At 73.3% G+C, this 25343-nt stretch carries 19 protein-coding genes, 2 tRNA genes and 2 pseudogenes; 19 read left to right on the forward strand and 4 right to left on the reverse strand.

Annotated elements, in window-relative coordinates:
* Positions 1-205 (forward strand): annotated as a pseudogene (locus ACLBX8_RS29885) (ferredoxin--NADP reductase); the annotation flags it as partial.
* Between the two features lie 25 nt (positions 206-230).
* Here the strand turns inward: ACLBX8_RS29885 and ACLBX8_RS29890 are convergent.
* Positions 231-524 carry a helix-turn-helix domain-containing protein gene (locus ACLBX8_RS29890; protein ID WP_447699513.1) on the reverse strand — a complete coding sequence of 98 codons (294 nt, stop codon included), beginning with the start codon at positions 522-524 and terminating at the stop codon, positions 231-233.
* 603 nt (positions 525-1127) lie between these two features.
* Between ACLBX8_RS29890 and ACLBX8_RS29895 the strand changes: the two genes are divergently transcribed.
* The 3 genes from ACLBX8_RS29895 (at position 1128) to ACLBX8_RS29905 (ending at position 3155) form a co-directional block, all read left to right on the forward strand.
* A tRNA-OTHER gene (locus tag ACLBX8_RS29895) sits at positions 1128-1194 on the forward strand.
* Positions 1195-1326, forward strand: a tRNA-OTHER gene (locus ACLBX8_RS29900).
* A gap of 224 nt (positions 1327-1550) precedes the next feature.
* Positions 1551-3155, forward strand: coding sequence for a TROVE domain-containing protein (locus ACLBX8_RS29905; RefSeq protein ID WP_447699512.1), 1605 nt, complete (start codon positions 1551-1553; stop codon positions 3153-3155).
* 34 nt (positions 3156-3189) lie between these two features.
* Here ACLBX8_RS29905 and ACLBX8_RS29910 read toward each other — a convergent pair whose 3' ends face one another.
* Positions 3190-6639, reverse strand: coding sequence for a hypothetical protein (locus tag ACLBX8_RS29910; protein WP_447699511.1), 3450 nt, complete (start codon positions 6637-6639; stop codon positions 3190-3192).
* A 183-nt stretch (positions 6640-6822) separates the two neighbouring features.
* Between ACLBX8_RS29910 and ACLBX8_RS29915 the strand changes: the two genes are divergently transcribed.
* The 6 genes from ACLBX8_RS29915 (at position 6823) to ACLBX8_RS29940 (ending at position 12812) form a co-directional block, all read left to right on the forward strand.
* On the forward strand, positions 6823-7290 hold the full coding sequence (locus ACLBX8_RS29915) for a peroxiredoxin (RefSeq protein ID WP_447699510.1): 468 nt from the start codon (positions 6823-6825) through the stop codon (positions 7288-7290).
* 100 nt (positions 7291-7390) lie between these two features.
* Positions 7391-8620, forward strand: coding sequence for a M23 family metallopeptidase (locus tag ACLBX8_RS29920; protein ID WP_447716265.1), 1230 nt, complete (start codon positions 7391-7393; stop codon positions 8618-8620).
* 171 nt (positions 8621-8791) lie between these two features.
* The gene (locus ACLBX8_RS29925; protein ID WP_103985870.1) at positions 8792-9355 is read left to right on the forward strand and encodes a Uma2 family endonuclease; all 564 of its coding nucleotides are present in this window, start codon (positions 8792-8794) and stop codon (positions 9353-9355) included.
* Positions 9356-9402: 47 nt separating this feature from the next.
* Positions 9403-9744: a hypothetical protein gene (locus ACLBX8_RS29930; RefSeq protein WP_091980190.1), complete on the forward strand. Its 342-nt coding sequence runs from the start codon at positions 9403-9405 to the stop codon at positions 9742-9744.
* A gap of 120 nt (positions 9745-9864) precedes the next feature.
* Positions 9865-10716, forward strand: a complete 852-nt coding sequence (locus ACLBX8_RS29935; RefSeq protein WP_091682461.1) for a DUF1206 domain-containing protein — start codon at positions 9865-9867, stop codon at positions 10714-10716.
* 98 nt (positions 10717-10814) lie between these two features.
* Positions 10815-12812, forward strand: coding sequence for an SDR family NAD(P)-dependent oxidoreductase (locus ACLBX8_RS29940; protein WP_132367590.1), 1998 nt, complete (start codon positions 10815-10817; stop codon positions 12810-12812).
* A gap of 42 nt (positions 12813-12854) precedes the next feature.
* Here the strand turns inward: ACLBX8_RS29940 and ACLBX8_RS29945 are convergent, their stop codons facing one another.
* Positions 12855-13880 carry a cyclase family protein gene (locus tag ACLBX8_RS29945; protein ID WP_447716266.1) on the reverse strand — a complete coding sequence of 342 codons (1026 nt, stop codon included), beginning with the start codon at positions 13878-13880 and terminating at the stop codon, positions 12855-12857.
* Between the two features lie 324 nt (positions 13881-14204).
* Between ACLBX8_RS29945 and ACLBX8_RS29950 the strand changes: the two genes are divergently transcribed.
* From ACLBX8_RS29950 to ACLBX8_RS29990, 9 genes are all read left to right on the forward strand, one after another.
* Positions 14205-15464: an ABC transporter substrate-binding protein gene (locus ACLBX8_RS29950; protein ID WP_091926034.1), complete on the forward strand. Its 1260-nt coding sequence runs from the start codon at positions 14205-14207 to the stop codon at positions 15462-15464.
* A gap of 18 nt (positions 15465-15482) precedes the next feature.
* On the forward strand, positions 15483-16358 hold the full coding sequence (locus tag ACLBX8_RS29955) for a branched-chain amino acid ABC transporter permease (RefSeq protein WP_020095281.1): 876 nt from the start codon (positions 15483-15485) through the stop codon (positions 16356-16358).
* 205 nt (positions 16359-16563) lie between these two features.
* The gene (locus tag ACLBX8_RS29960; RefSeq protein ID WP_192710264.1) at positions 16564-17484 is read left to right on the forward strand and encodes a branched-chain amino acid ABC transporter permease; all 921 of its coding nucleotides are present in this window, start codon (positions 16564-16566) and stop codon (positions 17482-17484) included.
* Positions 17481-18986 carry an ATP-binding cassette domain-containing protein gene (locus ACLBX8_RS29965; RefSeq protein ID WP_447683930.1) on the forward strand — a complete coding sequence of 502 codons (1506 nt, stop codon included), beginning with the start codon at positions 17481-17483 and terminating at the stop codon, positions 18984-18986. The genes ACLBX8_RS29960 and ACLBX8_RS29965 overlap by 4 nt, the downstream gene beginning before the upstream one ends.
* Before the next feature lie 297 nt (positions 18987-19283).
* On the forward strand, positions 19284-20519 hold the full coding sequence (locus ACLBX8_RS29970) for an acyl-CoA dehydrogenase family protein (protein WP_447716267.1): 1236 nt from the start codon (positions 19284-19286) through the stop codon (positions 20517-20519).
* A complete protein-coding gene (locus tag ACLBX8_RS29975; RefSeq protein ID WP_447699506.1) occupies positions 20516-21574 on the forward strand; it encodes a phosphotransferase family protein in 1059 nt (352 codons plus the stop codon). Before ACLBX8_RS29970 ends, ACLBX8_RS29975 begins: the two co-directional genes overlap by 4 nt.
* A 2-nt stretch (positions 21575-21576) precedes the next feature.
* On the forward strand, positions 21577-22353 hold the full coding sequence (locus ACLBX8_RS29980) for an SDR family NAD(P)-dependent oxidoreductase (protein ID WP_447716268.1): 777 nt from the start codon (positions 21577-21579) through the stop codon (positions 22351-22353).
* Positions 22354-22501: 148 nt separating this feature from the next.
* Entirely contained in the window at positions 22502-23272 is a 771-nt protein-coding gene (locus ACLBX8_RS29985) for an SDR family NAD(P)-dependent oxidoreductase (protein ID WP_447716269.1), read from the forward strand.
* The gene (locus ACLBX8_RS29990; RefSeq protein WP_447716270.1) at positions 23269-25041 is read left to right on the forward strand and encodes a class I adenylate-forming enzyme family protein; all 1773 of its coding nucleotides are present in this window, start codon (positions 23269-23271) and stop codon (positions 25039-25041) included. The genes ACLBX8_RS29985 and ACLBX8_RS29990 overlap by 4 nt, the downstream gene beginning before the upstream one ends.
* Here ACLBX8_RS29990 and ACLBX8_RS29995 read toward each other — a convergent pair.
* Positions 25008-25343, reverse strand: a pseudogene (locus ACLBX8_RS29995) (hypothetical protein); the annotation flags it as partial. The gene ACLBX8_RS29990 and the pseudogene ACLBX8_RS29995 overlap by 34 nt on opposite strands.

The following is a 25343-nucleotide window of genomic DNA, read 5'->3' on the forward strand; positions in this document are numbered from 1 at the left end:
GATCACCGACCTGATGGTCTCGGGCAAGCTGTTCGAGGATATCGGCCTGCCGCCGATGGCGATCGAGAACGACCGCTTCATGCTCTGCGGCAGCCCCGACATGATCCGCGACACTCGCGAGCTCCTGTCCTCGCGCGGCTACGAGGAGGGCAACCACGGCGAGGCCGCCCACTACGTCATCGAGAAGGCCTTCGTCGAGAAATAGCGCACCCGCGCAGGCCGGTTCGGCTTCAGCCCGGTGCGGTCGTCCGCGCCGGGCTTTTCTGTGCCGGTGCGTCCCCGGACCCGGTCGCGGGGGCGGGGCGCAGGATCGCCCCGTAGCCCTCCTGCGCGTCGCCGACGAAGCGGATGCCCGCCCCTTCGAGGACCGTGCGGATCGCCGCGAGGGTCCGGCTGCGGGGCTGGACCTGCTCGCTCTCGATCATGTTCAGGGTGACGACGGAGACCGCGGCGCGGCTCGCGAGAACCCCTTGCGTCCACTTGAGAAGTCCGCGGCCGGCGCGGATCTGGGCGGCAGTGATCATGGGCCGGAGATCGCCCGAACTGAAAGAATTTTCAAGTTTCCGGTTGACGCAGGCCGAGCGCGACCGTATCCACCGCGCCATCGGCCTGCCGGGCCGGTGATCTGAAGTGACCGCACGCTCCTCGTATCCGCGGCCCGCGCGCCGCGGCGGACGAGTCCGGTTCCCTTCGCAACGGTCGCCGCTGGCAGCCGATCGCAGTTCACCGGCGCGGGCCGGAGACGCTCGGTTATCCCTGTCACGGATCTCCCCGAGCCTCATCGACACGCCCGCGTCACCCGAAGCCCCGTTCGGACGGAGCATGGTATGAAACAGCACGACGGCATCGACGTCGCGGCGTTCGCCCGTCCCGGGCTGATGCGACCGTTACGGTCGTATCGCGGGGCTCTCGGCCCGAGAGGCTGAGCGCGTCTCGAGGACCCTGCGGGCCGGCAGGGGACGGTTATCATCGGTAGAGCGCCGCGGGCTTGTCCCGCGGAGGTTGCGGGTTCGATCCCCGTCGGGGGCCGCGAGGTCGCCGGAGCTCATGCCCGTCCCCGACACCACGACCGCAGGGCCCCGCGAGACAACCGGGGCGCCGACCGTGCGCGGATCCCGGCCGACGATGCGGGCCGGAGAGGAACGGTTATCTTCACCGAAGGGAGGTCGCGGGTTCGAATCCCGCCGGGCCGCGAGGCCCGTAGCTCAGCCCGGATAGAGCGCCCGGACACCGTTCCTCACCCCACGCCCGCATCGCCCGGACGCGGGCCGGAAGACGAAGGTTATCGGGATCCGAGGGGTGCGGGTGCGAGTCCCGCCGGGTCGTCAGGCCCGTAGCTCAAGCAGAGCATCGGATAAGCCCCTCGTCGCCGCCACGCCCGCGCCCGGCCGGACGGAACCCCGCCACCGACTACACGAGATACCGGCCGCGCGCGAGCGGCGGTGGACGACGCGCTGCGGCCGCGTCCCCGCCCGACCGCGCGCGCCGGGACGCGCCACCGGCCGGCGATCGGCCGCGATGGAGAGAGGAGAGACCGAGAGGAGCCCGCCATGACGAAGCTCGCACAGATGTTCCGGCTCCGCGCCACCCCGCAGACGGAGCCGATCCCCGGCACGGTGCCGAACGCCGCCGGAGGCCACGCCTTCGCGGTCGGCGACTGGGCGCGGCTCGACCGCTTCCTGGTGCTCGGCTCCGAGGGCGGCTCGTACTACGCGAGCCCGCGCGCCCTGACCGCCGAGAACGCGGCGGCGGTGCAGCGGTGCATCGCGCAGGACGGCGTCCGCGCGGTCGCCGCCATCGTGGCGGTGAGCGAGGGCGGCCGGGCTCCGAAGCCGGATCCGGCGATCTTCGCCCTGGCGCTGGCCACCGCGTCGGCGGACCTCGCGACCCGGCGCGCGGCGCTCGCGGCCCTGCCTCGGGTCTGCCGCACCGGCACGCACCTGTTCCAGTTCGCCGCCTCCGTCGAGGCGATGCGCGGCTGGGGCCGGGGCCTGCGCCGGGCGGTCGGTGACTGGTACTGCGCCAAGCCCGTGGAGGCCCTGGCCTTCCAGGCGGTGAAGTACCGGACCCGCCAGGGCTGGTCGCACCGCGACCTCCTGCGGCTGGCCCATCCGGAGACGGAGGAGCCCGCCCGGAAGGCGCTGTTCGACTGGATCTGCCGCGGCACCGTGACCGAGGCCGCCCCCGGGCTCGTCCATGCCTTCGCGCGGGTGCAGGCGGAGGGCCTCGACGGGGCGGTGGCCGCCGCCCTGGTGCGCTCGCACGGCCTGCCGTGGGAGGCGCTGCCGACCGGGCTGATGGGCAGCCGCGCGGTGAACGAGGCCCTGATCGAGCGGATGCCGGTCGGCGCCCTCGTGCGCCAGCTCGGCCGCCTGACGGCCGCGGGGGTGCTGGCGCCCTTCTCGGAGGGCACCGAGCACGTCCGGGCGGTCCTGTCGGACCGGGAGCGGATCCTCCGGGCGCGCCTGCACCCGATGGCGCTGCTGCTGGCCCTCAAGACCTACGCCTCCGGGCACGGTCAGCGGGGCAAGCTCTCCTGGGAGCCGGTGGCGGCGATCGTCGAGGCGCTGAACGCCGCGTTCTACACGGCGTTCGGCGCGGTCGAGCCCACGGGCCGGCGCCTCGTGCTCGCGCTCGACGTCTCGGGCTCGATGGGCGCCAGCACGGTCGCGGGCTCGACGCTCACGGCCCGGGAGGCGGCCGCCGCGATGGCGCTCGTCACCGCGGCGACCGAGGAGCACTGGCAGGTGCTGGGCTTCACCGCCGAGGCCGGCCGGGTCTGGAGCCAGGGGGCCGCGCTGACGCCGCTGCCGATCGGGCCGTCGACGCGGCTCGATCAGGCGGTGCGGGCGACCGCCGACCTGCCGTTCGGCGCCACCGACTGCTCCCTGCCGATGCGCTGGGCGCTGGAGCGGGGCGTCAAGGCCGACGCGTTCGTGGTCTACACGGACTCGGAGACCTGGGCGGGGCCGGTCCACCCGGTCCAGGCGCTGCGGGCGTACCGGGAGAAGACCGGGATCTCGGCGAAGCTGGTGGTCGTGGGGCTGGTCTCCAACGGCTTCAGCATCGCCGACCCGGAGGATCCCGGCATGCTCGACGTGGTCGGCTTCGACACCGCGGCTCCGGCCGTGATCGCGGATTTCATCCGCGCGTGAGACAGGGGCGGGCGGCTCTTCCGGGCTGCCCGCCCTATTGCTGCGGGACGCCCGGCATCCCGTCCGCGAAGGGGCCGCCGCCGGCGCTGAACAGCTTGCGCAGGAAGCCCGGGGCGATCGCCGAGAGCGGGTTCACGCTCACGTCCGGCGAGGCGAGCTTGCCGGAGACGCGGAAATTGACCGCGAACAGGCCCTCGTTGTGGCCGCCGCCGAGCAGCGGCCCGAGCAGCGGCAGCTGCGAGGCCACGTTGTTCAGGCCGTAGAGCGGCACGAAGGTGCCGGTCATGTCGGTGCGCTCGCGGCCGGTATCGAGCCAGCCCGACAGGGTGAAGCCCATGGCGGCGTTCGAGATCGCCGCGTCGGTGAAGTCGACGCGGGTGCCGGTGCGCACGAAGTTGGCGCGCATGCGGTCGAAGGTGACGTCGCCCGCGCCCCGGCCCGGGGCGACCCGGCGGCCGCGGGCCGTCTCCGCCTCGGACGGCTCCGGGCCCTGCGCCATGATGCTCGACAGCGCGGGCTCGTTGCGCAGGATGAAGTCGCGGATCTGCACGACGCCGGATTGCGGGCCGTCGTTGAGGCCGATCCCGGCCGTGAGCCGGCCGCCATACATCCGCCGGTACACGTCGACGAACCGCAGCGTCGCGCCGGCATCGGCCGATTCCACCGACAGGGTCGGCACGCCGCGCTCGCCGCGGGTGACCGTGGCGGCGAAGGGCGCCGCGCGGAAGCGCCCGGTGATGTTGGCGGCCCGCAGGGTCTTCCCGTGTAGGGAGAGCTTCAGGTTGGCGCCGGTCAGCGCCTCCTCGTTGAAGCCGGTGACGATGGGCACCTGGATGTCGGCGTCGATATCCTTGGGATTCGCGTCCCGCGCCTCACGGCCGACCTTGGGATCGGGGGCGCCCAGGGATTTCAGGAACGGCCGGGCGTCGGCCACCGCGCCCCGGACCACGACCTTGTAGCCGCCGCCGGTCCGGTCGAGGCTCACGCGCAGGTCGTCGCCGGGGGAGAGCTTGACGCTGCTCAGGTCCGCCCGCTCCAGGCCGCCCTCCTGGGTGATCGAGACGGTGCCGCGGGCGCTCGCCGGGGCCGCGTCGAGGGCGAAGTCGCGCAGGTCGAAGGTCTGGCCGCTGTCGACCAGGGTGAAGGTGAGCCGTCCCGGCTTGCCCGGGGGCTTGGTCAGCCCCGGGATCAGCCCGTCGATCCCGGCCTTCGCCAGATCCGCCTCGACCCGGATCGGCGGCTTGCCGGATCCCGGCCGGCCGATCTGCACCACCGCGCGGACCGGGATGGTGCCGGTGAGCTGCGGTGCGGTCGGCAGGCCCTTGCGTCCGCGGACCGCCTCGTCGAGGGACACGTTGACCACCGCCTCGCCGGGCTGCCCGACCTTCGGCTGGCGCAGGTCGACCGACATGGGCGCGCCCGCGACCCGGCCGTCGCCCTTCAGCGTGAAGGCGCCCCGGTCGTAGACGAGGTTGAACCGGCCCGACTCGAGCCGGTCCCGGCCCATCACCTTGTCGACCGAGAGGTCGGCCAGCGAGCCGGTCAGCGTCACCGGCAGGTCCGGCAGGTCGGGGATGTGCTTGAGGTCGAGGGGGAAGTCGACGCGCAGGTCGGCGCTGCCCTTGATCGTGGCGGGGTCGAGGTCGACGCTCATCACGCTCTTGAACAGCTTGGCCTGGAGCACGGAGGCCATGCCGTCGGCGCCGCCGGAGAGCCGCATCCCGATCTGGGCCACGACCCGGTCCGGGGTGATCTGCGGGATGACGAAGCTGCCGTCCGAGATGGCGAGCCCGCGCCCGTCCGGCCCGTGGACCTCGGCGGTCACGTTGCGCACCGTGGTCGAGCGCCCGGTGATCACGCCGACGACGTTGCCCTTGGTCACCGGCGGGGAATCGGCGGTGACGTCGATGGCCGCGTCCGAGACGTGGAAGTCGATGTGGACCGCGTCGTCCGGGGCGGGGTCGCCCCGGGTGGCGGCCGCCAGGACCGCCCCGGACATCTTCACCTTGATGTCGACGGAATCGACCCGGCCGCGCCGGAGCTGGTCCACCAGGTAGGTGCGGGCCGGCGGCGCGATGTGCTCCGGCCAGAGCCGCAGCCCGGTACGGACCTCGCCGTCGTGGCCGGCGAGGTGCAGGGTCAGGCCGCCGTCGTCGGCGCTCGTGCCGATCGTCCCGGTGATGGCGCCTTTCACGCCGGGCCCCGACAGGGTCAGCGCGTCGATGGAGATCCCGCCGTCGCGGCCGGAGAGCTGCGCGTCCAGGGCGTCGATCTTCACCGGCACGTCCTGCGGGGTCGCCCCGCGTAAGGTGGCGTCGCGGCTCGCCAGCGTCGCGGTCCAGGTCGTGCTCGCCCCCGCGGGGCTGCCCGTCCACGTCCCCGCGAGGTGCACGGCGTTGCCGGCCCCGCGATAGTCCAGGCCGGTCAGCGACATCACGCGGTTGGCCTCGTCCCAGTCCAGGGAGGCGTCGAGGCTCTCGACCGTGACCGGGTTGAAGTCCTTCTCCTCGATCAGGAACGTGCCGTCGCCGGTGTGGAGCTTGGCGTTCATGGTCCGGATGCGGCCGGCCGTCAGGCTCACGTCGGCGCGGGCCGAGACCTTCAGGTCCGTGGTCAGCGGCAGGCCGGACTGGCCCGAGAGCAGCAGGAGATCCGTGACCGGCAGGTCGTCGAGGGTGATGACGCCCGAGCGCTCCTGCCCGTCCGCGCCGTCGCGCAGCGTGCCGCCGAAGCGCCACTCGCCGTGCGGCCCGTCGAGCCGCAATTCGAAGTTCCGGGTGCCGTTGACCGGGTCGCGCCCGAACAGGCCGTTGACCCGCGCGAAGACCGCGCGCTCGCGGCCGTCCTCGTCGATCAGCCGCAGCCGCGCGTCGGTGACGCGCGCGCGGTCGAGGGCGCCGACCACGCCGCCCGGATCGAGGACGACCCCGAAGATCGACGCGATCGCGGCCGAGAGCGGCGAGACGGTGCCGCGCACCCCGTCCACGCTCGGCGGCGTGTGCGGCGCGACGTCGACCGGGTGGTTGGCCTCCGAGGCCGCGAAGGCGATCGAGCCGTCCCGGTGCAGCAGCGCGGTGGTCTGCGTCTCGCGGAACTCGATCGAGCGCGGCTGCAGGTTGAGCCGCAGGAGCCCCCAGGGGTCGAGGCTGACTAGCGCCAGGGGGGCGCGCACCACGAGGTCGCCCTGCGGGTTGCGGATGTCGAGGCCGGAGAAGCGCAGGCTGAGCGCGTTCTCGCGGTCGAGCTCGAGGCTGCTGCCGCGCAGCCCGATGCTCCAGCCGGGCCCGATCCGCTCGGCCACGGCGGCGGCGACGCGGCGCGACAGGCCGTCGATCTGGAGCGGCCCGTTCGACAGTCGCAGGGCCACGAGGCCGACACCGGCGCCGACGAGCAGCACCAGCGCGAGGGCGCTCACGAGGCAGACGCCGCCGACGCGTCGCGCCTTCCCCCGAGGCCTGCATGCCGGCGTTGTCTCGTCCGCCATCGGGACCTTTGTTCCGGGGTCTCTGCGCGCGGCGCCCTCGGGCTCCGCGGCCGGTGGATCGAAGCGCGCCCGCGCTTTACAGCGGCCGCGACTCCGGGCTTGGCTCGGACGTGCGCGGTGCCATCGCTCGAGCCCGCGCACGAGATCGGTTGCACATCATCAATCGGCCGAAAGGAAGGCACGATGCCGCTGTCAGAGGGGGATCCCGCCCCCGATTTCGACCTTCCCGCCTCGGGCGGAGGGCGTGTCGGACTGTCCGCGCTCCGCGGTCACAAAGTCGTGCTCTACTTCTACCCGAAGGACGACACGAGCGGATGCACGCTGGAGGCGCAGGACTTCAACGGCCTGCTGCCGGCCTTCGCGGAAGCGGACGCCAAGGTCGTCGGCCTGTCGCCGGACCCGGTGAAGAGCCACGACAAGTTCTGCAGCAAGTACGGGCTGACCTTCCCGCTCGCCACCGACGAGGACAAGACCGTGCTCGAGGCCTACGGCGTCTGGGTCGAGAAGAGCATGTACGGGCGCAAGTACATGGGCGTGGAGCGCACCACCGTCCTGGTCAACCGGGAGGGGCGCGTCGCCAGGATCTGGCCGAAGGTGAAGGTGCCCGGCCACGCCGAGGCCGTCCTGGCGGCCGCGCGCGCCCTGCCCTGACGTCCCCTTGACGTCTCCTTGACGTCCCCCTGACGCCCGGCGCGCGACGGATCCTTAACCCTACTGAGGCCTGAATGGCGGCTCCTCCGGTGCCGTCCCGATGCAGCTTCCGAAGTTCCCCGCGCGTCTCAGGCCGCACCGGCCAGCCCCCTGGCTCGCCGCCGGCCTCGCCCTGGCGGTGGCCTGGGCGCTCGGGGCCTCTTGCCTGATCGTGTTCCACGACGACGTGCTCGCCGGGTTCGTGGCCCGGCAGGCCGCCCTGCGCGACGCCTACGAGGCGCGCATCGGCGAGCTCCAGGACCGCCTCGACCGCGACCGGAGCGACCGGGCGGGGAGCGAGGCGGGGCTGGCCGACCGGGTCGCGGCCGCCCTGGAGCGCCAGGCCGAGCTGGAGCGGCGCACGGCCGCCCTCGCCGACCTGGAGCGGCAGGCCCTGCCCGAGCCGTCCACGACCGGCGCCCTGCCCGGGCGGCCCGGCGCTGCGCCCGGTGGGAGCTACGACGATCTCTTCCTGCGTCCGACTGAGGGTGCGGCTCCGGCGCCGCGCTCCGCCCGCGATCCCCTGCCCCGCCGCGGCGCGCGCGAGGCCGAGACCGGCCTGATCCGGCTGGAGGCCCGGCTCGACGGCCTGCAGGCGGCCCAGGGCGAGCGCCTCGCCGGGCTGGCCGCCCGGGCCGGGGACGCGGTGCGGCGGCTGCGCGGGCTGATCGGCCGCACCGGTCTCGACCCCGACCGCCTCGATCCCGACCGCACCGGCGCGGCCGCGCCGGCCGCCGGGCTGGGCGGACCGTTCGTGCCCCTCGACGGCCGCGCCCTGGACGGCACCGGCTTCGCGGAGGGCCTCGCCCTGGCCCGGCGCGCGCTCGACGACGGCGAGCGCCTGCGCCGGCTCGCCGCCACCCTGCCCCTGGCACGCCCGATCCGGGGAGGTGCGACCGTGTCGAGCCCGTTCGGCACGCGCCTCGACCCCTTCACCCGCGGCCTCGCCCTGCATACCGGGCTGGACCTGAAGGCGGAGTACGGCGAGCCCGCCCGCGCCACCGCGCCGGGCCGGGTGATCGCCGCCGAGGCCGCGGGCGGCTACGGCAACATGGTCGAGATCGACCACGGCCACGGCGTCACCACGCGGTTCGGCCACCTCGCCCGCATCGCGGTCCGCCCCGGGCAGCGCGTGGCCGCGGGCGACGCGGTCGGCGCCGTCGGCTCGACGGGGCGCTCTACCGGGGCGCATCTCCACTACGAGACCCGCATCGACGGCGAGCCGGTGGATCCGCAGCGCTTCCTGGAGGCCGGCGCCACCGTCGCGGCAGCCGGGCTCGGCGCCGACTGAGTCCGTCGCCGCGCCGGTTGCCCTGTGCCGGTCGCCCTGTGCCGGCCTCCGAGTCCCCGAGGGAGGCCGGCCTGCATCGGCCGTGACGCCCGCGCGGGGATGGCCTTCCGGGCCGGACCTGTTGCGGGCGGCCGGCCCGGTGCTACGATCCGGCCGAGGTGGGGATCGGCGATGGCTCTGGCCGCGAAGCGCGACGCGCGGATGGATGTGTCCGAGTTCAGGCTCTGGGTGGAGGGCCGGCCCGCGCACGAGCGCTGGGAGCTGCTCGACGGCGAGCCCGCGCTCATGGCGCCGCCGCGGGAGCGGCATCAGCGAATCGTCATGAACCTGGCGGGACGCCTCGACGCCCTGGCTGAGCCGCGAGGCTGCCGCGCCATGCCGGGTCTGGCGATCCTCAGCGCCGCGATGGACGATTTCGCCCCGATCCCCGACGTGGTGGTGCGGTGCGGGCCGCCGCTGCCGGAGGGCTACGCCGCCGACCCGCTCCTCGTCGCCGAGGTGCTCTCGCCCTCGACCATGAGTCTCGACCGCGGTCGGAAGATCGACTTCTACCGGACCGTGCCGAGCCTCGCGGTCCTGCTGATCGTCTATTCCGACGAGGCGCGGGTCGAGGTCTGGCGGCGCGCGGGCGACGACTGGAGCGTCGCGGCCCTCGGGCTCGACGGCACCGTGTCGCTGCCGGAGCTCGACGGCGCCGTGCCGGTGCGCGACCTCTACCGCGGTCTCGCCTTCTGAGCGGCCGCACCCCACCTGATCGAACGGCGAAGCATCAAGGCACCGACTTGCCCCATTTCGAAGATTTCTACGCGGCCAAGCTGCGCGGCTCCCTCGGCGTGACCGACGCCGAGTCGGTGCTCGACCTGCGCGGCACCAACCGGGCGACCGCCGAGGCCTCGCTCAAGGACATGCTGGAGCGCAGCCGCTTCGCCAGGGGCAAGACCGTGGCGATCCGGCTCGATCCGCCCCCGGAGGGCGGCGGCGAGACCCTGTTCCAGCCGGCCGGGCGCCTGCTCCTCGACGCGAAGCGCCGCGGCCTGATCGAGCGCCTGCAGACCCTGCCGGCCCAGGACGGGCTCGGCTTCTACGTGGCGCTCACCGGCCGCGCCGACCGGACGCCCATGTAGGGCGGCCACGGAGGTTGTGCCGGCAACGGATCGGGTGCGCGCCGCCGGGCGTTGAACGCTCCCGCTCCACAGGATGCCGCCCGTGCCCGACACCCGATTCCCCGAAGCCGGGTCCCGCCGATGAGGACCCTTCCCGGCGGCCGCAACGCGATCGAGCGCATCGCCCGCTTCGGCTACGGCGCCCGCGGCGTGGTCTACATCGTGGTCGGCGCCCTGGCCCTGCTGGCGGCCCTGGGGCATGGCGGCCGGGCCGGCGACAGCAAGGATGCGCTCCGCGCCGTCATGGCCGGGCCGTTCGGCGCGGCCGTCGTCGGCCTGATCGCCCTCGGCCTCGCTGGCTTCGCCCTCTGGCGCCTCGTCGAGGGCATCACCGATGCCGACCGGCGGGGCACTTCCGCCAAGGGCCTCGCGGTGCGCGGTGCCCACCTGATCAGCGCCGGGCTCTATCTCGGGCTCGCCGCCAGCGCGGCCTCGCTCAGCCTCGGCCTGGGCATGAGCGGCGGCGACGGCGTGCATGACGGCACCGCGTGGCTCCTGAGCAAGCCCTTCGGCCGCTGGCTCGTGGCCCTCGTCGGCCTCGCGGTCGTCGGCGGCGGGTTCGGCTTCCTCGGCAAGGCGTGGCGCGGGGACGTCACCGACCGGCTCGCCCTCGACGCCCGGGCCCGGGACCGCTGGGCCGGCCCGATCGGCCGCTTCGGCTACGCGGCGCGGGGCCTCGCCTTCCTGATCATCGGCGGGTTCCTCGTGGCCGCCGCGTGGCACCAGCGCTCCTCGGATGCCAAGGGTCTGGCCGAGGCCTTCGCGCTGCTGCGCGCACAACCCTACGGCTGGATCCTCCTCGGGCTCGTGGCGGCCGGCCACGCCGCCTTCGGGGCCTTCGGGCTGATCCAGGCCCGCTACCGGCACATCGACGCCCCCGACATCGACCGGGTGGACGACGCGGCCGGTGCGGCAGCCCGGGCGCTGGGCTGAGGCCGGCGCCGCCTCCGGCCGCGGCTCCGGCCCTGGGCGGGCCGCGTTGACAGGGCCGGTGCCGCGGCGGATACCCCCGGCATCCCATCCGGCTCCCGATGCAGCAGCGCCTCTACAAGACCGCGGTGATGGTGACCCACGACCTCGCGGCGACCGCTGCCGCCGTGGTGCTCACCTTCCTGTTCCGCTTCCAGGGCGGCATGCTGGCCGAGCGTCTGCACGCCCTGCCCCTGCTGCTGCCGCCGTTCCTCGTCCTCGCCGGCCTCGTCTACGGCCGCTTCCGGCTCTACCGGACCAAGTGGCGCTTCGCCTCGTTGCAGGACCTCGCCGGCATCGTCCGGGCGGCCAGCGTCCTGGCCCTGGCGCTCCTGGTGATCGACTGGGTGCTGGTCTCGTCCGACCTCTACGGCTTCTACTTCTTCGGCAAGATCGCGATCCTGCTCTACTGGGTGCTGCAGATCTTCTTCCTGGGCGGCACGCGCCTGGCGTTCCGCTACCTGAAAGACACCCGCTCCCGGCAGTCGAGCGCGCGGGCCGCCACCGTCCCGACCCTGCTCCTCGGGCGCGGCGCCGACATGGACGTGCTGATCCGGGCGATCGAGGCGGGCTCGGTGCGCAAGCTCGCGCCGCGGGGCATCCTGTCGCCCCGGGCGGACGAGCGCGGCCAGTTCATGCGCGGCGTGCCGGTGCTCGGCGGCTTCCCGGATCTCGAGCGCGTGGTCGCCGACCTCGCCGCCCGCGGCGAGCCGGTGCGGCGGCTCGTGGCCGCCCCGAGCGCCCTCGTGCCGGAGGCGGCGCCGGACGACCTGATCGCCCGCGCCCGGCGCCTCGGCCTGCCCCTCGCCCGGGTCGTCGGCCTCGGCGAGGGCGTGCAGGGTCCGGAACTGGCGCCGCTGGAGATCGAGGACCTGCTGCTGCGGCCGACCGTCGCCATCGACCGGCCGCGCCTGGAGGCGTTCCTCGCCGGCCGCCGGGTCGTGGTGACCGGCGGCGGCGGGTCGATCGGCTCGGAGATCTGCCTGCGGGCCGTGGCCTTCGGGGCCGCCGCCGTGCTGGTGCTCGAATCCTCCGAGCCGGCGCTCCACGGCATCCTCAGCCACCCCGCGATCCTGGCCGCCGAGACCGCCGTGACGGGGGTGCTGGCCGATATCCGCGACCGGGAGCGGACGCACGCGGTGATCGCGGCGTTCCGGCCCGACTACGTGCTCCACGCCGCCGCGCTGAAGCAGGTGCCCTACCTGGAGCGGGACTGGCAGGAGGGCATCAAGACCAACGTGTTCGGCTCGATCAACGTCGCCGAGGCGGCGGTGGCGGCGGGCGCGCGGGCGCTCGTGATGATCTCCACCGACAAGGCGATCGAGCCGGTCTCGCAGCTCGGCGTCACCAAGCGTTTCGCCGAGATGGTCGCCCAGGCCCTCGACGCCGCGCAGTCGGCGCGGCCGGACCACCCGACCCGGCTGATCGCCGTGCGCTTCGGCAACGTGCTGGGCTCCGTGGGCTCCGTGGTGCCGGTGTTCAAGGCGCAGATCGCCCGGGGCGGCCCGGTCACCGTCACCCACCCGGACATGGTCCGCTACTTCATGACCGTGCGCGAGGCCTGCGACCTCGTGCTGACGGCCGCCTCCCACGCCGACGGCGAGGCCCGGGCGGGCGCGGAGCGCGCCGCGGTCTACGTGCTCAAGATGGGGCAGCCGGTGCGGATCGCCGACCTCGCCGAGCGGATGATCCGGCTGGCCGGCTTCGAGCCCGGCACCGAGATCGAGATCGCCTATACCGGCGCCCGGCCCGGCGAGCGGCTCAACGAGATCCTGTTCGCCCGCGAGGAGCCCCGGATCGCCCTGCCGGGCATCGACGGGGTGATGGCGGCGCGGCCGGTCTTCGCCGACCGGGACAGGCTCGACGCCTGGGTGGCGCGGCTGCGCGACGCCGTGGCGGCCGGCGACCGGGCGGCCGCTGAGGCCGTGTTCGAGGCGGCCATCCCGCATTTCCGCGAGCGCGCCGTCCTCCGCCCCGGGCCGCCCCAGGACGCCGCGGAGCCGGCCGCGGAGCCGGTCGGCGACCCGCCGCGCGCCGCCGCACCCGCCGCCCTCGGCTGATCCGGGCGACCTCGGAAGCGCGTCCTGGGACCGCTCCGATCCTCACACCGTGGCGATCGGCGTCGTCGGCGAGCCGACGGCGCCGGGCAGGCGCAGCGGCGGGGCGGTGAGCAGGAAGCGGTAGCGGCCGCGGGCCCGCAGCCAGTCGGCCAGCGGCGTCAGGTGCCACAGCTCGCCGAGATTGACCCCGAGCTTGAACAGGCAGTGCTCGTGGAGCGGCAGCGTCGCGCAGCAGGCGGGGCCGGGGCCGGCCGGGTAGGCCTCCACCGCGTAGTTGTCGGCGATCAGCGCGCAGAGCCCGGTGCGGGTGATCCAGTCGAGGAGGCGCGGGTCGCGCCCGTCGAGGCCGGCGCAGAGGGTGTGGACGAGCTTCGGGTCCGGCGCGCCGCCCATGGCGATCAGCCGCTCGGCGAAGCCCGTGTGCAGGCAGACCATGTCGCCCGGCTCCACCACGACGCCGTCGGCCTCCAGGATCCGGGCGAGCTGGTCGTAGCCGACGCGTGTCCTGGCGTCGCCGAGATGGGCGCGCAGGTCGATCATCACGGCCCGGCCCTGCATGCCGGTCTCGGCGAGGCGCTCGATCCCGAGGCGCTTCGCCCGGGACGGCTCATCCGCCGCCTCCGGTGCGCTCGGCCCGACGATGTCGCGGCCGCCGCGGAACCCGTTATAGAAGGTCGGCGCGGCGCCCGCCCCGTCCGCGTCGAACAGCGAGCCGACATGGGCGAGCGAGTCCCACTGCGTCGAGTATTGCAGGTGGATCAGCGCGCGGTCGTCGCAGATCACGTCGGTGGCGCCGTCGACCTCCTCGCAGACCGGGAAGTTCATGTTGGGCCGGCCGTTGGCGCGGCGCGTCGGGGTGATCTGCGGCGGGTGGCGGCGCGGGTTCAGGACGTTGCCGCCCGGCAGGTCCAGCGGCAGGCTGAGGCAGAAGGTGACCCCTTCGCGCACCTCGGCGACGCCCTGCAGCACCTTCTCGGGGGTGAGCAGGTTCAGGCGTCCCAGCTCGTCGTCGGGGCCGAAATCCCCCCAGGTCGAGCCCTCGGGCCGCCGCGTCCAGCGCAGGGTCATGCCTGTGGTTCCCTGCCCGTGCCGGCCGCGGAGCGGACCACTTCCCGAGGCTCCGGGGCCGCGGTCCGGGGCGAACCCCAGCCGCGGCCGAGCGTGCGTTCCTCACCGGACCGTGCCCTTCTTCGAGGCCGCCAGGCCCGCGCTTCGCAGGGCCGCGGCGAGCCTAGGATGCAGCGGCGCGCGGCGATACCCCGGGCGGAAAACGACTCGGTGCAAACGTCACCGGCCGGTCCCGACCGGCCTCTTGTGATCCGTCGGAGCGCGGGTACAGTCCGGGCCAAGCCCGCGGATATAAAATTCGGGCACTGGGATGAGGGAACGCCGATGTCCGAGACCGTGCGCGCCGCCGCCCGGGTTGCCCCGATTCGGCGCACGCTGCCCGCGCTGATCGCCGCGGGGCTGGTCGCCGCCGGGCCCGTCCGGGCCGCGGACCCGATCAAGATCGGGGTGATCGCCGAGGCGCAGTCGGTGGCCGGGGCCTCGATCCCGCAGGCCGTCCAGCTCGCCGCCGACGAGATCAACGCCAAGGGCGGCGTCGACGGGCGCCAGATCCAGGTCGTCACCTACGACGACAAGTCCTCCGCCTCCGACGCGGTCCGCGCCTTCCAGCGGGCGGTCTCCGAGGACAAGGTCAACCTCGTCATCGCCAGCTACATCTCCGAGGTCGTGCTGGCGCTGATGCCCTGGGCGGCCCGGCTCAAGACGCCGATGATCACGCCGGGCGCGGCCTCGAACGAGATCAGCGTCGCGGTCCACAAGGACTACGCGCGCAACAAGTACACCTTCCACGGATACCTGACCTCGCACGCCCTGGCGCAGGCGGTCTGCGATTCCGCCAAGGAGGTGCTGGTCGAGAAGCTCAAGGCCAAGACCGCCGCGATCATGAGCGAGGACGCGGCCTGGACCCGCCCGCTCGACGCCGCCTACCAGGAATGCCTGCCGAAATCCGGGCTGAAGGTGGTCGAGCACGTCCGCTTCTCCCCGGACACGGGCGACTTCACGCCGATCTACAACAAGATCGAGGCGGCCAAGCCCGACCTGATCGTCACCGGCATCGCCCATGTCGGCGTGCAGCCGACCGTGCAGTGGCAGAACCAGCAGGTGCCGATCGCCATGACGGGGATCAGCGGCCAGGCGACCTCCTCGACCTTCTGGGCCAACACCAACGGCGGCACGCAGGGCGTGCTGTTCGACAGCGTGGCGGTGCCGGGCGTAGCGCTCACCGAGAAGACGATCCCGTTCGCCGAGGCCTTCACCAAGCGCTTCGGCGGCGCGCCGTCCTACGCGGGCTACATGGCGTACGACGCCACGCACTACGCGGCGGAGGCGGTCAAGCGGGCGGGCTCCACGGAGGCCGACAAGCTCGTCGACGCCCTGGAGAAGACCGACTACGTCGGCACCGTCGGGCGCCTGAAATTCTACGGCAAGGACGAGCCGTTCACGCACTCGATCCAGTACGGGCCCGGCCTGATGACCAGCGTCCTCGGGCAGTGGCAGAACGGCAAGCAGGTGGCGATCTGGCCGGCCACCACCGCCAACGGGACCATGATCCTGCCCCCTGCGGTGAAGGCGGCGGGACGGTAACCGGGCGGGGAGAGCGCGATGATCGGCCTCCAGATCCTCGTCGACGGTTTCGCGATCTCGTCCCTCTACGCGCTCGGCGCGATGGGCTTCACCCTGATCTTCGGGGTCTCGGGCGTCCTCAACCTGACCCACGGCGCCCTGATGGTCATGGCCGCGGTGGCGGCCTGGGCGGCCTCGGCGCTGTTCGGGCTCGGCTCCTACGCGGGCGCGGTGATCGGCATCCTGTGCGGGCTCGCGGGCGCACTCGTCACCTACTTCGCGGTGGTCGCGCCGATCGAGCGCAGCCGGGCCATCCCGCGGGAGGAGAAGGAGATCTTCGTGCTCACGGGGACGCTGCTCTGGGGGATCATGATCCAGGAGCTGGTGGCCTATTTCTTCACCGACAACCCGAAGACCGTGCTGCCGATCGTCGAGGGCGTCTTCGAGATCGCCGGGGTGCGGACGCCGAGGAACCAGGTCTTCACCGCGGTGATCTGCTGGGTGGTGATCGGCCTGCTCTGGCTGTTCGTGAATCGGGCGCGGGCCGGCAAGGTCCTGCTCGCCGCCTCCATGAATCCGCGGGGCGTCACGCTGCTCGGCCACGACATGGGCAAGATCTACGTGGCGGTCTGGGCGATCTACGGCCTGCTCGCCGGCACCGCCGGGGTGCTGCTCGGGATGTTCCTCGGGGTGTCGTCGTACTCGGTGGGGCCGCTCACCGCGAGCGCCTTCTCGATCGTGGTGCTGGGGGGCCTCGGGAGCGTCACCGGCTCGCTGATCGCCGCCTACGTGGTGGGGTATCTGGAGACCGCCACCGCCTACCTGATCTCGCCGGCCTACCGGGTGATCCCGGCGCTGCTCCTGCTGGTCGCCGTCATGTACCTGCGCCCGCAAGGTCTGCTGGGGCGGCGGTGATGGTTCTTTTTGCACCCCGGGTGTCCAGCCCGCGCCCTCATCCTGAGGTGCGGCGAAGCCGCCTCGAAGGAGCCCTCCAGCCGGCCGCGCGATCCCTGGAGGCCTCCTTCGAGGCCCCTGGCGCGGCACCTCAGGATGAGGGGCGTGGGTGGGAAAGGCCTCTGCGCCGAACGAGCCGGATCGCTGCCGTGTGCGAGGCTAATCCATGAAGCTCCTCACCACCCCCGGCTTCTGGATCGCGGTCCTCGCCGTCCTGGCCGCCGCCACCCTGCCCTGGTGGGTCTCCGGCTACATCCTCGGCCTCCTGACCATCGCCTACTATTTCGGCGTGTTCTCGATGGCCTGGGACCTGCTCTTCGGCTTCGCAGGCGAGGTGAATTTCGGCCCGACCTTCCTGATCGGCCTCGGGGCCTATGGCGCCGGCATCCTCAACAACCGTTACGAACTGCCGATCCCCTACTGCCTCGCGGTCGGGACGGTGCTCGCCGTGGTCGGCGGCCTCGCCCTGGCGCTGCCGGCGCTGAAGGTGCGGGGCCCCTATTTCGGGCTGATCACCCTGGTGGCGGTCCTGCTCCTGCAGAACATGATCGTGGTCTTCTCCGGCCTCACCGGCGGCGAGATCGGCCTGACCGTGCCGGACGTCATCTCCATCGACGCCGACACCAATTACTGGCTGGCGCTGGGCTTCATGGCGGTCTCGGGCCTGATCCTCACGGCCATCGCCCGCTCGCCCGCGGGGCTGATCCTCCAGGCCGCCGGCCAGGACCCGGTGGTGACCGGGGCTCTCGGCTTCAACGTCGCCAAGCACAAGCTCGCGGCCTTCGCGGTCAGCGCCGCCTTCTCGGGCCTCGCGGGCGGGCTGGTGGTCTTCTACATGGGCACCGCCTCGGTCGGCACGCTGATCAACACGTCGGTGGGCGTGCAGGTGATCATCGCGGCGGTGCTCGGCGGCCGCCGCACCATCGTGGGCGCGGCGCTCGGCGCCGTGTTCCTGATCGCGGCGGGCGAGCTGCTGCGGCCGCTCGGCGGCCTCTCGACCTTCGTGGTCTCGGCGGTGGCGCTCCTCGTGATCCTGTTCGTGCCCTCGGGGCTGCTCGGCCTCGGATCGCTCCGGAGAGCCCGATGACCGTCGCCGTCGCGCCCCCGCCGGCCGTGTCGCCCGTCATGGCCGAGCCCTGCCTCACCGTGCGCGGCCTGACCAAGCGCTACGGCGGCCTCGTCGCCGTCAAGAACATCGACCTCGACCTGCGCCCGGGCGAGATCCTCGGGCTGATCGGCCCCAACGGCTCGGGCAAGTCCACCGTGATGAAGCTGATCATGGGGCTGGAGCGGCCGAGCGCCGGCTCGATCCGCCTCGACGGCACGGAGATCGGCGGCATGCCGGCCCACCGGGTCGCCCGTTCCGGGATCGGCCTTGTGTTCCAGCACGCGCGGCCGCTCCAGCGGCAGACCGTGCTGGAGAATATCAGCCTCGCGCTCCTGCCCGACAGCCTGATCCGGCTGGCGGCCGACCCCCACGTGGCGCGGCGCGCGAGAGAGATCGCCGAGCGCGTCGGCCTCGGCGCGGTCGTCGACCGGCGCCCCGGCACCCTGCCCTTCGCGGATCTCCGCCGGCTGGAGCTCGCCAAGGCCATCGCCCGCGACCCCCGGGTGGTGCTGGTCGACGAGCCCTTCGCGGGCCTGACCGGCGGCGAGGTCGCGGCCTTCTCCGAGCTGATCCGCGGCTTCCGCGACGAGGGCAAGGCCGTGCTCCTCGTCGACCACAACGTGAAGAGCGTCGCGGCCATCGTCGACCGGGTCTTCGCGATGTATCTCGGCGAGCGCATCGCCGAGGGCTCTGCCGAGTCCGTGATGGCCGACCCGACCGTGCGCCGGGTCTATCTCGGCGGCAGCATCGAGACGGCGGCCCGGCCCGAGGCGGCGTTCAAGCCCGACTCGCTGCTCACCGTCGAGGGCGTCGACGTGCTCTACGGCAAGGCGCAGGCCCTGCGCGCCGCCTCGATCCACGTCCACGAGGGTGAGTTCGTCTCGGTTGTCGGCCTGAACGGCGCCGGCAAGACCACGCTGTTCAACGCCATCTCGGGCCTCGTGCCGCACACGGGCACGATCCGGTTCGACGGCCGGGACCTCTCCCGGATGAAGCCCGCCGCCATCGCGCGGGCCGGCATCGTCCAGGTGCCCGAGACCCGGGAGCTGTTCGGCGACCTCAGCGTGCGCGAGAATCTCGACCTCGGCGGCCAGCATTTCCCGAAGGCCGAGTCTGCCCGGCAGCGCGACTGGCTCTACGAGCTGTTCCCGATCCTCAAGGACCGCGAGACGCAGAGCGCCCGCACCCTGTCGGGCGGCGAGCAGCAGATGCTGACCATCGCCCGGGCGCTGATGATGCGCCCGCGCCTCCTGATCCTCGACGAGCCGACGCTCGGCCTCGCCCCGGTGATCCTGGAACTGCTGTCGAAGGCGCTGGAGAAGCTGCGGCAGACCACGCCGATCACGGTCCTGCTCGGCGAGCAGAACGTCACCTTCGCGCTCCCGCACGCCGACCGGGTCTACGTGCTAGAGCAGGCGCGGATCGTCTGGGAGGGACCGCCGCAGCGTTTCGCCAGCGAGATGGGATCGGCCTATCTGTGAGCGGCGGCGTGATGTGGGTCGATCGAGCGCCACGTTCGATTCGGGTCGGAGCGCGGGTCCCCTCTCCCGTGCGGGAGAGGGACAGGGTGAGGGATCAGGTCTGTCCAGAGAGGGCTCGACCTGACTGCGCGACAAGGGCGGGCTCGATCCTGTGGCTTCTCGTCCCTCACCCCAACCCTCTCCCGCACGGGAGAGGGGGCGCGTCGCGCCGTGGGTGAAGGCAATGGGAAGGCGGGCAGCCCGCGCACGCAAGCTCGGTGCGCTCGCCCGGCAGAGAAACCCTAGGGAGCGGACACCGTGGACTTCACCCTCTCCCAGTCCCAGACCCACTGGCTGACCCGCGTCCGCGCCTTCATCGCCGACGCGATCCTTCCGGCCGCCGCCGCGGTGTCGGCCGAGCGCGCGCAGAGCCGCGAACCCTCCCCCACGATGGAGCGGCTGAAGGAGAAGGCCCGTTCCGAGGGCCTGTGGAACCTGTTCCTGCCGCCCTCCGCCGAGCACGACACCGACGCCTATCGCGGCGCCGGCCTGACCAACCTCGACTACGCCCTCTGCGCCGAAGAGATGGGCCGGGTCGGGATCGCCTCGGAGGTGTTCAACTGCGCGGCGCCCGACACCGGCAACATGGAGGTGCTGCACCGCTACGGCACCGCGGCCCAGAAGGACCGGTGGCTGAAGCCCCTGATGGCGGGTGAGATCCGCTCGGCCTTCCTGATGACCGAGCCGGAGGTCGCCTCCTCGGACGCCACCAACATCAGCACGTCGATCCGCCGCGACGGCGACCATTACGTCGTCGACGGCCGCAAATGGTGGTCAACCGGCGTCGGCGACCCGCGCTGCAAGATCGCGATCCTGATGGGCAAGACCGACCCGGAGGCCCCCCGCCACCGGCAGCAATCGCAGATCCTCGTTCCCATGGACACGCCCGGGGTCCGGGTGGAGCGCCTGCTCCCGGTCTTCGGCTACGAGGACGCGCCCAAGGGCCACGGCGAGGTGGTGTTGGAAAACGTCCGCGTCCCGGCCGGAAACCTGATCCTCGGCGAGGGGCGCGGCTTCGAGATCGCGCAAGGTAGGCTCGGGCCAGGCCGCATCCACCACTGCATGCGCACCATCGGGGCGGCCGAGGTGGCGCTGGAGGCCATGGCGCGGCGGCTCGTGTCCCGGGTCGCCTTCGGCAAGCGGATCAGCGAGCAGTCGGTCTGGGAGCAGCGGGTCGCCGAGGCGCGGATCGACATCGAGATGACCCGCCTCCTCTGCCTGAAGGCCGCCGACATGATGGACAAGGTCGGCAACAAGGGCGCCAAGCTCGAGATCGCCATGATCAAGGTCGCGGCGCCGCGGGTGGCGCTCAAGGTGATCGACGACGCCATCCAGGCCCATGGCGGGGCCGGCGTCTCGGAGGATTTCGGGCTCGCGAAAATGTACGCCCATATCCGCACCCTGCGGCTCGCCGACGGGCCGGACGAGGTGCACAACCGCTCGATCGCCCGCCTGGAATTCGGGCGCTACACCAATGCCCGCGAGGGCGCATGAGCGACGCGGATGTCTTTTCCGGCGTGAAGCCGGTCGAGCCGCGCCACCGGATCGACGAGGCGAAGCTCGCCGCCTGGATGGACGGGCACGTCCGCGGCTACGCCGGGCCGCTCACCGTGCAGCAGTTCCGCGGTGGCCAGTCGAACCCGACCTACCGGCTCGACACGCCGGGCCAGGCCTACGTGCTGCGGCGCAAGCCCTTCGGCCCGCTCCTGCCCTCGGCCCACGCGGTGGAGCGCGAGTTCCGGGTGATCGGCGCCCTCTACGGCGAGGGGTTCCCGGTGCCGCGCCCCTTCGCCCTGTGCGAGGATCCCGACATCATCGGCGCGGCCTTCTACGTGATGGAGGCGGTGGACGGCGCCGTGCACTGGGACGGGGCGTTGCCCGGCCTCGATCCCCACGCCCGCCACCGGCACTATGCCGGCATGATCGCGACGCTCGCTCGGCTCCACGCCATCGACCCGGAGGCTGCGGGGCTCTCCGATTACGGCCGGCCCGGCAACTACTTCGCCCGGCAGGTCGACCGCTGGACCCGCCAGTACCGCGCCGCCGAGGACGGGCGCCTGGAGGATGTCGAGCGACTGATCGCGTGGCTGCCCCGGACGGTGCCGGAGCAGCAGGGCGCCTGCGTGGTCCACGGCGATTACCGTCTCGACAACCTGATCTTCTCCCGCGACGGCGGCGTCAGCGCGGTGCTCGACTGGGAGCTGTCGACCCTCGGCGATCCGCTGGCGGATTTCAGCTACCTGCTGATGCAGTGGGAATTGCCCGCCGACGGGCGCAGCGGGCTCGGCGGCCTCGACCTGACGGCTCTGGGCATCCCCACCCGTGACGAGGCGGTGGCGCTCTACTGCCGGGCTGCGAACCGGAAAAACCTGCCCGACCTCGACTGGTACTTCGCCTACAACCTGTTCCGGCTGGTCGGCATCCTCCAGGGGGTGGCGGCCCGCGCCAAGGCCGGCAACGCCGCGAGCGAGCACGCCGCCGCCATGGCGGCGCGCGTGCCGAAGCTCGCGGAAGCGGCCTGGGGCTTCGCCGAGCGGGCGGGGGCCTGAAGATGGAGCTGTCCGGCCGCGTCGTCGCCGTCACCGGGGCCGCGAGGGGCATCGGCCGGGCGCTCGCGGTCGCGGCCAGGGCCCGGGGCGCGACGGTCGTGGCCCTCGACCGGGACGGGGCAGGGGCGCAGGACGTGGCGGCGGAACTCGGCGGACGGGCCTTCGCGCTCGACGTCGGCGACGCGGAGGCGGTCAGTGCGATCCTGGCGCGCATCGAGGCTGGGACCGGGCCGATCGCGCTCTACTGTTCCAACGCGGGCATCCTGGAGCGCGACCCCGATCCGGATCTGGCCACCTCCGCCGACCCGGAGAGCTGGGCGCGCGCCTTCGCGGTGAACGTGATGGGTCACGTCCACGCCGCGCGGGTGCTGGTCCCGCTCTGGCGCGCCCGCGGCGGCGGCGCGTTCCTCGGAACGGTCTCGGCGGCCGGGCTCTTGAGCCAGATCGGCAGCGCCACCTACGGGGCGACCAAGCACGCGGCGCTCGCCTTCCTGGAGCATCTCGCCATCGCCCACGCCGAGGACGGGATCCGGGTCGCGGCCCTGTGCCCGCAGGGCGTCGACACCGCCATGCTGGGGGAAGCCAGCGCCGCGTCGCGCGACGGCGTGCTGGCGCCGGAGACCGTGGCCGAAGCCGCGTTCGACGGGCTGGCTTCGGGGCGCTTCCTGATCCTACCGCACCCGCAGGTGGCCGAGTACGCCCGCCGCCGGGCGGAGGATCCCGAGCGCTGGCTCGCCGGCATGGCGCGCCTGCGCCGCTCGATGCGGGTGGGGGCGTGAGGATGGGCGGTGTCCGGCGACAGCGTCCGCGGCCGGATGCGGCGCGGGTGCCCTCTCCCGCATGGGAGAGGGGGCGCGTCGCGACCGTCCTATCCTGTGGAACGAGGATCGAAGCCGTTCGCCGCTTCATCCAGCGCGGAGGCGAGCCATGTCCCTGTTCGACCTGACCGGCAAGACCGCCCTCATCACCGGCTCGTCGCGGGGCATCGGACGGGCGATCGCCCTGCGGATGGCCGAGCACGGCGCCCGGGTGGTGATCTCGTCGCGCAGGCGCGAGGGCTGCGAGGCGGTCGTGGCCGAGATCGAGGCCGCGCACGGCGCCGGCCGGGCGGTGGCGATTCCGGCCAGCATCTCGGTGAAGGAGGAGCTGGAATCCCTCGTGGCCGAGACCGAGAGCCGGCTCGGCCCGGTCGACGTGCTGGTCTGCAACGCCGCCAGCAATCCCTATTACGGGCCGCTGGCCGGCATCTCCGACGCGCAGTTCCGAAAAATCCTCGAGAACAACGTCCTGTCGAACCACTGGCTGATCCAGATGGTCGCCCCCGGCATGGTGGCGCGGCGGGACGGCGCGATCGTCATCGTCTCGTCGATCGGGGCGCTCAAGGGCTCGCCGGTGATCGGCGCCTACAACGTCTCGAAGGCCGCCGACCTCCAGCTCGCCCGCAACTACGCGGTGGAGTACGGGCCCGCCAACGTGCGGGTGAACTGCCTGTGCCCGGGGCTGATCCGCACCGATTTCGCCCGGGCCCTGTGGGAGGATCCCGAGATGCTCGCCGCCACCACGGACGCCGCCCCCCTGCGCCGGATCGGCGAGCCCGACGAGATCGCGGGCGCGGCCGTGTTCCTGGCCTCGGCGGCCGGCCGGTTCGTGACCGGCCAGGCGCTCGTGATCGACGGCGGCGTGACCATCGCCCGATGAGCCCCGATCCCCGCATCCCCGCCGGCTGGCCGGCCCTGCCCTTCCGCGAGGCCGAGGTGCGGCTCACCGCCTCAGGTGGGCCCTTCGCCATCGCCACGGTGCCGATCCGGGGTGTGCCGACCCGGATCTGGGAGAAGGCACCGCCGACGCTGGGCGATCTGTTCCGGATCGCGCGCGGCCACGGGGACAAGACCTTCGTGGTCTACCAAGACGAGCGCGTGACCTTCACGGGCTTCGCCCGCGCCGCCTCCGCCCTGGCGCGGGCTCTGGTCGAGGCCGGCGTGCGCAAGGGCGACCGGGTCGCCATCGCGCAGCGCAACCTGCCCGAATGGCCGGTGAGCTATTTCGGCGCGCTGCTCGCCGGCGCCATCGCCACGCCGCTCAACGCGTGGTGGACCGGGCCCGAACTCGCCTACGGCCTGCAGCATTCGGGGGCGCGGGTGCTGATCGCCGACGGCGAGCGCTTCGACCGGATCGCCCCGCACCTGCGCGAATGCCCGGCCCTGGAGCGGGTCCTCACCACCCGGACCGCGCCGGACCCCCGGGCGACGCCGCTCACCGACATCGTCGGGCCGGTCCGGGATTGGGGCGCCCTCCCCGACCGGCCCCTGCCGGACGTCGCCCTCGACCCGGAGGACGACGCGACGCTGTTCTACACCTCCGGCACGACCGGCAAGCCCAAGGGGGCGGTCGGCACCCACCGGGCGGCCGCCACCACGGTGATGGCCTACCCCTACTCGGCGGCGCGCAGCGCCCTGCGCCGGGGCGAGGCGCCGCCGAAGCCCGACCCGGCCGCGCCGCAGCGGGCGGCGCTGCTGGTAATCCCGCTGTTCCACGTCACCGGCTGCCACGCGAGCCTGGGGGCGGCCCTCTACGGCGGCCACCGGCTGGTGATGATGCACCGCTGGGACGCCGCCGCGGCCCTCGACCTGATCGAGCGGGAGGGCTGCACCAGCGCGGGCGGCGTGCCGACCATCGCGTGGCAGCTCGCCAACGCGGCCCGGGAGGCCGGCCGGCCGCTGCCGACCCTCGAGGGCGTCACCTACGGCGGCGCCCCGGCCGCCGGCGACCTCGTGCGGGCGCTGGGCGAGGCCCTGCCGCGGGTCGTCCCGGGCACCGGCTGGGGCATGACCGAGACCTCGGCGACCTTCACCCACCACCAGGGCGAGGATTACCTCGCCCACCCGGAATCCTGCGGCCCGCCCCTGCCGGTCTGCGAGGTGCGGATCCTCGATCCCCTCGGGCAGGATCTGCCGCCGGGCAGCGTCGGCGAGCTGTGCGTGAAGGGCCCGAACGTGGTCCGCGGCTACTGGGACGACCCGGCCGCCACCGCGGAGGTCCTCTCCGAGGGCTGGCTGCGCACCGGCGACCTCGCCCGCGCCGACGAGGAGGGCTTCCTGACCATCGTCGACCGGATCAAGGACATGCTGATCCGCGGCGGCGAGAACATCTACTGCTGCGAGGTCGAGAACGCCCTCTACGCGCACCCGGACGTGATCGACGCCGTGGTGCTGCCGGTGCCCCACCCGACGCTGGGCGAGGAGCCGGGCGCCATCGTGGTGCTGGCCGAGGGCGCCGAGACCGATCCGGAGGCGATCCGCGCCTTCGCGGCCGAGCGGCTCGCGGCGTTCAAGGTGCCGGTGCGGATCGAGATCTGGGACGGGCTCCTGCCCCGCAATCCCGCCGGGAAGATCCTGCGGGCGCCCCTGCGGGCGGTATTCGCGGCGGGCTCAGCTCAGAACGGCTCGCCCTCGTCGTCCGGGCGATAGACCCGCAGGGTCCGGCCATCGGGGAACTGCACCGTCCGGCGGTGGACCACGACGTAGCCGGCGGCCTGGGCGCTGCTCAGGCGGTCGAGGCGGTCGTCGGTGTAGCCCTGGGTGTAGCCCTGGGCGTAACCCGGCTCGTAGCCGTAGCCCGGCCCGTAATTGTAGGCCCGGTAGCGGGCGTAGCCCTCCGGGGGCGGCGGCGCGGCGGCGACGGCCTGCGGGGTGGCCCGGACAGACCGGGCCGGCGCGGCGGCGACGCGGGCCCGGCGCGGCGCGGCGGCGATCCGCTTGGGCGCCACCGC

Source organism: Methylobacterium sp. D48H, from assembly GCF_053345715.1.